Annotated in this window: 3 protein-coding genes; 2 read left to right on the top strand and 1 reads right to left on the bottom strand. The window is 56.5% G+C overall.

The genetic code is table 11. The features are described 5' to 3' along the window. Positions 1–915: 915 nt before the first annotated feature. Positions 916–2,982, top strand: coding sequence for a carbamoyltransferase family protein (locus NKH43_RS35085; protein ID WP_023679092.1), 2,067 nt, complete (start codon positions 916–918; stop codon positions 2,980–2,982). Here NKH43_RS35085 and NKH43_RS35080 read toward each other — a convergent pair. Continuing rightward, positions 2,974–3,246, bottom strand: coding sequence for a hypothetical protein (locus tag NKH43_RS35080; RefSeq protein WP_352862035.1), 273 nt, complete (start codon positions 3,244–3,246; stop codon positions 2,974–2,976). The genes NKH43_RS35085 and NKH43_RS35080 overlap by 9 nt on opposite strands. A gap of 318 nt (positions 3,247–3,564) precedes the next feature. Here NKH43_RS35080 and NKH43_RS35075 point away from each other — a divergent pair, with 318 nt between their 5' ends. Continuing rightward, positions 3,565–4,749, top strand: a complete 1,185-nt coding sequence (locus tag NKH43_RS35075; protein ID WP_352571661.1) for a glycosyltransferase family 9 protein — start codon at positions 3,565–3,567, stop codon at positions 4,747–4,749. Positions 4,750–5,130 lie beyond the last annotated feature (381 nt).

Genomic DNA, 5,130 nt, shown 5'->3' with positions numbered 1-5,130 from the left:
GAGAAGCGGCTACGTTTCATGTCCTGGTCCTCTCGATGGGCCAGAACGAACTTCAAACCGGATTAGATCAGAGGGGCAAGGTCAAGAGCGCATGGAATGCCACGCGCTTCAAATCGGAGTAGCCATCCAGGAAGCCTGAAGCCCTTTGAAGCGCATGTCCGTCAGCTATTCATAGCGTGGATGACTTTGATCGAAACAAACGATTTCATAACTCTTCGGAAATCTTGCATGGACAAAAGCACGTCCGCACCGATCACCCATCCAAGGAGAAAATCTTCCATGCGCCCTGACGTGCAGTGGAGGTCGTGCCGAGAAGTGAGTTGCAACTGGCCGACCATGTCGGCGGTTCGACGCTAGTCGTCCCCAATGTTCCTGAGCTGCGAAGTCTTGCAGGCGAGCCCGCTGCCCAGCGCGATTCTGCTTGTGGGCGGGCTTATTGCCGCAGGCAGATCCGGTCGGCTCGTCTGGGCAGCGGATTGGAGACCCGGCCGGCAGCGCTACCATACAACATCAGCGCACTTTACATCTACGCGGTATTGCCGTGCTTCCAGTCGGTGCCATGTTTGGCCGACGCATGACGCGATGCGGCCTCCTGCACAGCCGAAGGCGTTATCGGATGTGCGACCGGGAAGCAGGTGGACAGTGCAGCACGTGTCACTCGCTGTGCGACGGTCTTTCGGGGAATGAAATCGGGCCAGTTCACGGCGCGGTGATCCAGCCAAGCTCTCGGCGTCATGGAACGGCAGGCGCCACGATCGAAGCATCTCATGTTGATTCAGGCGGACCCCTTATGAGGCGTTCTTTGATGCCGGTGATGCCTGACAGGCGGTTGCAGCTGCAAGCGACAATGCGGCCTATTTAGTTGGAAACGGAGGCAGGCCAATTTGGCTTGCCCGTCACTATGTGGAGAAAGAAATGCTGTGTCTAGGAATTAGCGGCGGACTTGACCAAGTCCATGAAAACCGATTCGAGCTTCGGAACGCCTTTATGCACGATGGCGCCGCGGTGCTCGTCCGAGACGGACGGGTGATAGCAGCCGTCGAAGAGGAACGCCTCAATCGGATGAAACACTCCAACAAGCTCCCAATTCGTTCGATTCAATACTGTCTGTCAGCGGCGGGGGTTCAGCTCAACGACATTGATCGTGTCGCGCTCTACGCCAGCGAGCCCTATGCCAACGCCATGCTTGAAGGTATGTCCGCATCCCACCCGGACATTCTCTCCATTCCGTTGGATGCTAAAACGTTGGTGCAGGATCTGTTAACGCGTGAGTTCGGCACTAAGTTGGACAGTTCGCGTATTTCATTCGTAAGTCATCATCAGGCGCACGCCGTGAGCGCCTTTGCAATGTCGGGCTTCGAACAAAGTCTCATTCTAGCGATTGATGGCTCTGGTGATTTCCTATCGGGCCTCTTGGCGGTAGGGTCTGGCACAGAAATTACGCAACTCGAGGCTTTCCCCGAGAACAATTCTCTTGGGCTGTTTTATCTCGAGACGATCCGCTATCTCGGCTACGGCTTGTTCGACGAGTATAAGGTAATGGGACTCGCGCCCTACGGCGACCCCGCTCCCTATCGCGAGCTCTTCGAGCAGTTCTACGAGCTCTCCGCCAACGGCGGTGGCTACCGTGTTCACCTCGACCGCATCGGTCCGGCGTTGCTCCGCAATATCGAGGTCAGGCGAAAGGGAATGCCCTTCACCCAGCAGCATCGAGATGTGAGTGCGTCACTGCAGGAAGCGCTTGAGCGGATCGTGTTCCACATTCTCCGGCATCACCGTGAGGCCACCGGCATGAAGCGGTTGTGCCTGGCGGGGGGGGTGGCCCACAACTGTACGATGAACGGTAAGCTGCTGTATTCAGGGCTTTTCGAAGACATCTTCGTGCAACCCGCGTCTCACGACGCTGGCTGCGCATTGGGAGCTGCGCTGATAGTCTCTAACGAGATGGGCCGCCCCGCGCCGTGTGAGCGACTGCAGGAGGTCTATTGGGGTCCTGATCTCGGGAGCGAGCGCGCCGTGCAACAGGAACTGAATGCATGGGCCGGACATCTCGAGGTTGAACGCTCTGATGACGTGGCAAGCAGTGCAGCCGACTGGATCGCCAACGGCGCCGTGATCGGCTGGGTGCAGGGTCGTTCGGAGTTTGGGCCACGTGCGCTGGGCAACCGCAGCATTCTTGCCGACCCTCGGCCCGCCGCAAACAAGGACCGGATCAATGCGATGGTCAAGAAGCGCGAAGGCTATCGGCCCTTCGCGCCATCTGTGCTGGAGGAGGATGCGAGCGAATTTTTCGACCTCCCGGACGGTAGGCACGAATTTCCATTCATGAATTTCGTCGTTCGCGTGCGTGACTCAAAGCGCGCCTTGCTCGGTGCCATCACGCACGTCGACGGTACCGCTCGCCTGCAAACAGTATCGCACAACGCCAATCCCGCGTACTGGGAGGTCATCAATGCGTTCAAGAAGCGCACAGGCACTCCAATTCTGCTCAATACGTCCTTTAACAACAATGCCGAACCGATCGTGGATTCGGTTGCAGACGCGATTGCCACCTTTCTGACGACAGAGCTGGATGGACTTGTGGTCGGGCCCTTCCTGGTAAAAAAGCGGGCTGCAACGCTGCAGGATTGGACTGCGCTTGCGGTTTCGTTGCCGCCCTATGTGTCCCTCCATCAAACCCGCGCTTACAAAGCGCCAGATCGTCGGGAAACTCACTGCGAGATCAGCACGACCCACTTCAACAGTGACAGTGTGCGAATTTCACACGACTTGTTTAATCTGCTGATGCGGATTGAGGGCGAAGCCATGTTGGGAGATCTCCTCAATACAATTGCGCCGGATCAGGCTAAGCGTGACGCTGTGATGGAGGGCCTGCGACGACTGTGGGAGCAGCGCCTCGTTCGGTTGCATCCCTCACAAGCTGCTCGCACGGATCAAGACTGCGATCAAACGCTGGACCAGCATAACAGGCTCTCAGCGTGATAGCGATGCCGCTATCCAAGCTCGGCGAATAACCGTGTACTTCTCCCCCGCCTCCCCGCTCCCTGCGGGCTGGCGGTCGACTTCATCACAGGGTTGATTCGTCCACTTCATGTTGGACGACCCGGACGCGCAGAAAAAAGCGCCTGCGGCGGGTCCTTTGTTAACCACCATGATGCGGGACCACAGCGACAGGGCGTGCCGGAGACGGTCAATCCGGCCGGCGATGTCGTCGCCGGCGGCGACGGTCTCATTCAGGATCAGCATCGACCAAAGAGCGAGGCCACTGCCGTTATGCTCGAGATCTGGGGACGGCGGCTTGGCGATCGCCGTCTACTCGGCGTTTCTCGAACTCACTGCATGCAAGACCGTGACGAAGCCCTTCACATTGCGGGTCGGGACATAGCTGGCTTCTTGGCGCGCTACCACCGCTAGAGATGCAGACTTCGCCCGACAGCTCCTGCTGGAGCGCGGCTTGGATCTGATGGCAGAATTCTTGCGGAGACGCGGACAAGTGGGGAGCACTCCAACCCTACACACGCGTCACTGGCTATCAGTGTTGACCGTATAATCTTCGGAATGGCAATGGCATATTTTACAAAGCACGACCGCAATCAAATTATATACCGCAGCTGGGAAGAGCCGGAACAGTCAAGCGCAAGGATGAGAATTTTGGTCCTCAAGCTTGATCATGTCGGCGACTTTTGGATGTCTCTAGGGCCCCTAAAGGACCTTCGTCAGCGTTTTGCGCATGCCCACATTACGCTGGTGGTGGGAAGCTGGAACATCGCTACTGCAAAACAGTTCGACCTCGCCGACGATCACATTGCTTTTGACTTTTTTCCTCGCAACCCAAAAGTCAAAACGCGCAAAAAAGCCGCCGACATAAGGCCGCTGCTGACCGGCGAGTTTGATCTTGCCATTGATATGCGTGTTCCGGAAGAAACAAGGCCCATCTTGCTTGAAGTCCCCGCCAGGCACCGTGCGGCGATAGTTGATCCGTACAGCATGCATCAGATCGATATTGCGATAGCGCCATTCAATCTGAAACTGCGCAGAACCATCCTCTACAAGCTGGTCCAAAAAATAGGGCTTGCTAACAAAATCCCTCGTAGATGGCTTGATTGGTTCATTGACCGCAAGCAGGTGCGTCTCCAGCATGTGTCAGAAATCCTCCTCTTTCTGGTCGCAAAGGCAGCTGCCTATTTCGAAAGCGGAGCGGGTCACCCACAGAATTCGACTACAGGCAATGCCCCGATTGTCGTGGCTCCGTTCTCCAATTCCAGCCTGCGAGATTGGCCGATTGAAAGTTTTGGCAAAGTTGTCGCTGCTCTTTCGACCCGTGGTGAGGTGGTCCTCGTTGCCCGTGGCGAATGCCTGGAAGCGCTTGAGGAGGTTGCGAACATAGCTCGGGATCGTGGAGCCGCGAACATTCGGACGGCTGTCGACTTGTCGGAATTGGAATTCAATTATCTCGTGAATTCGGCCGCGCTCGTCGTTTCGAACAATTCAGGCACCGGGCATGTCGCTGCCCAGCTTGGCCGCCCTACTATCGGCATTTTCACGGCGTCACATCTACCGGAGATTTGGGGGTTTCGAGGTCCCCTGGTCAGCATGCTTATGAGTGTTATTGAATGTCGCGGGTGTGGTCTGGACCAAGTGCGGCATTGTCCGGTCAAAGTCCGATGCAAGTTCGACATCACGCCGGATCTCGTGATTGCCGAGGTAAACGCCTTGATGAATCATTGTAAGGGTACGGCACAAGCTTAGTGGCTCGCGGTCACCATAACCGCGATTGCCCGGATCTTGGTCGCTGATTCAATCGCTACAAACATCTAAAGGCCGAAATTCAGAATTGAATCGACTTGGTCGAAGGACCGCAGTGGCGATGTCACCCCCTGGGCCGGGCGACCATTTCGTTTTCGTTCGCATGCCCGTCCATAGCGACAGCGCCACTAACAGCAGATGAACCACACAAAGTGAGGGAGACCCCAATTAAGTGCCAAGCGACAGCTGGCCCAAGGCGCCTGGCTGAAGGCGCATGAAAACCTCGTCATCACCGGGCAGACCGATCCCACGACATAATGCACACCTCGCTATGTTATTGAAAAAGCTGGATCTGCTGATCCTGTGATTGTGATAATGGACTGT

The organism is Mesorhizobium sp. M1163, from assembly GCF_040318415.1.
In the GTDB taxonomy this organism is placed as follows: Bacteria; Pseudomonadota; Alphaproteobacteria; order Rhizobiales; family Rhizobiaceae; genus Mesorhizobium.
Note: the sequence above shows the minus strand (reverse complement) of the source record. Positions and strands in the feature narration are given on the sequence as shown.

Bases quoted from the DNA above. Each gene is read 5' to 3' on its own strand.
- NKH43_RS35085 (WP_023679092.1), top strand. From the start codon at position 916: ATGCTGTGTCTAGGAATTAGCGGCGGACTTGACCAAGTCCATGAAAAC.
- NKH43_RS35080 (WP_352862035.1), bottom strand. From the start codon at position 3,246: ATGCTGATCCTGAATGAGACCGTCGCCGCCGGCGACGACATCGCCGGC.
- NKH43_RS35075 (WP_352571661.1), top strand. From the start codon at position 3,565: ATGGCATATTTTACAAAGCACGACCGCAATCAAATTATATACCGCAGC.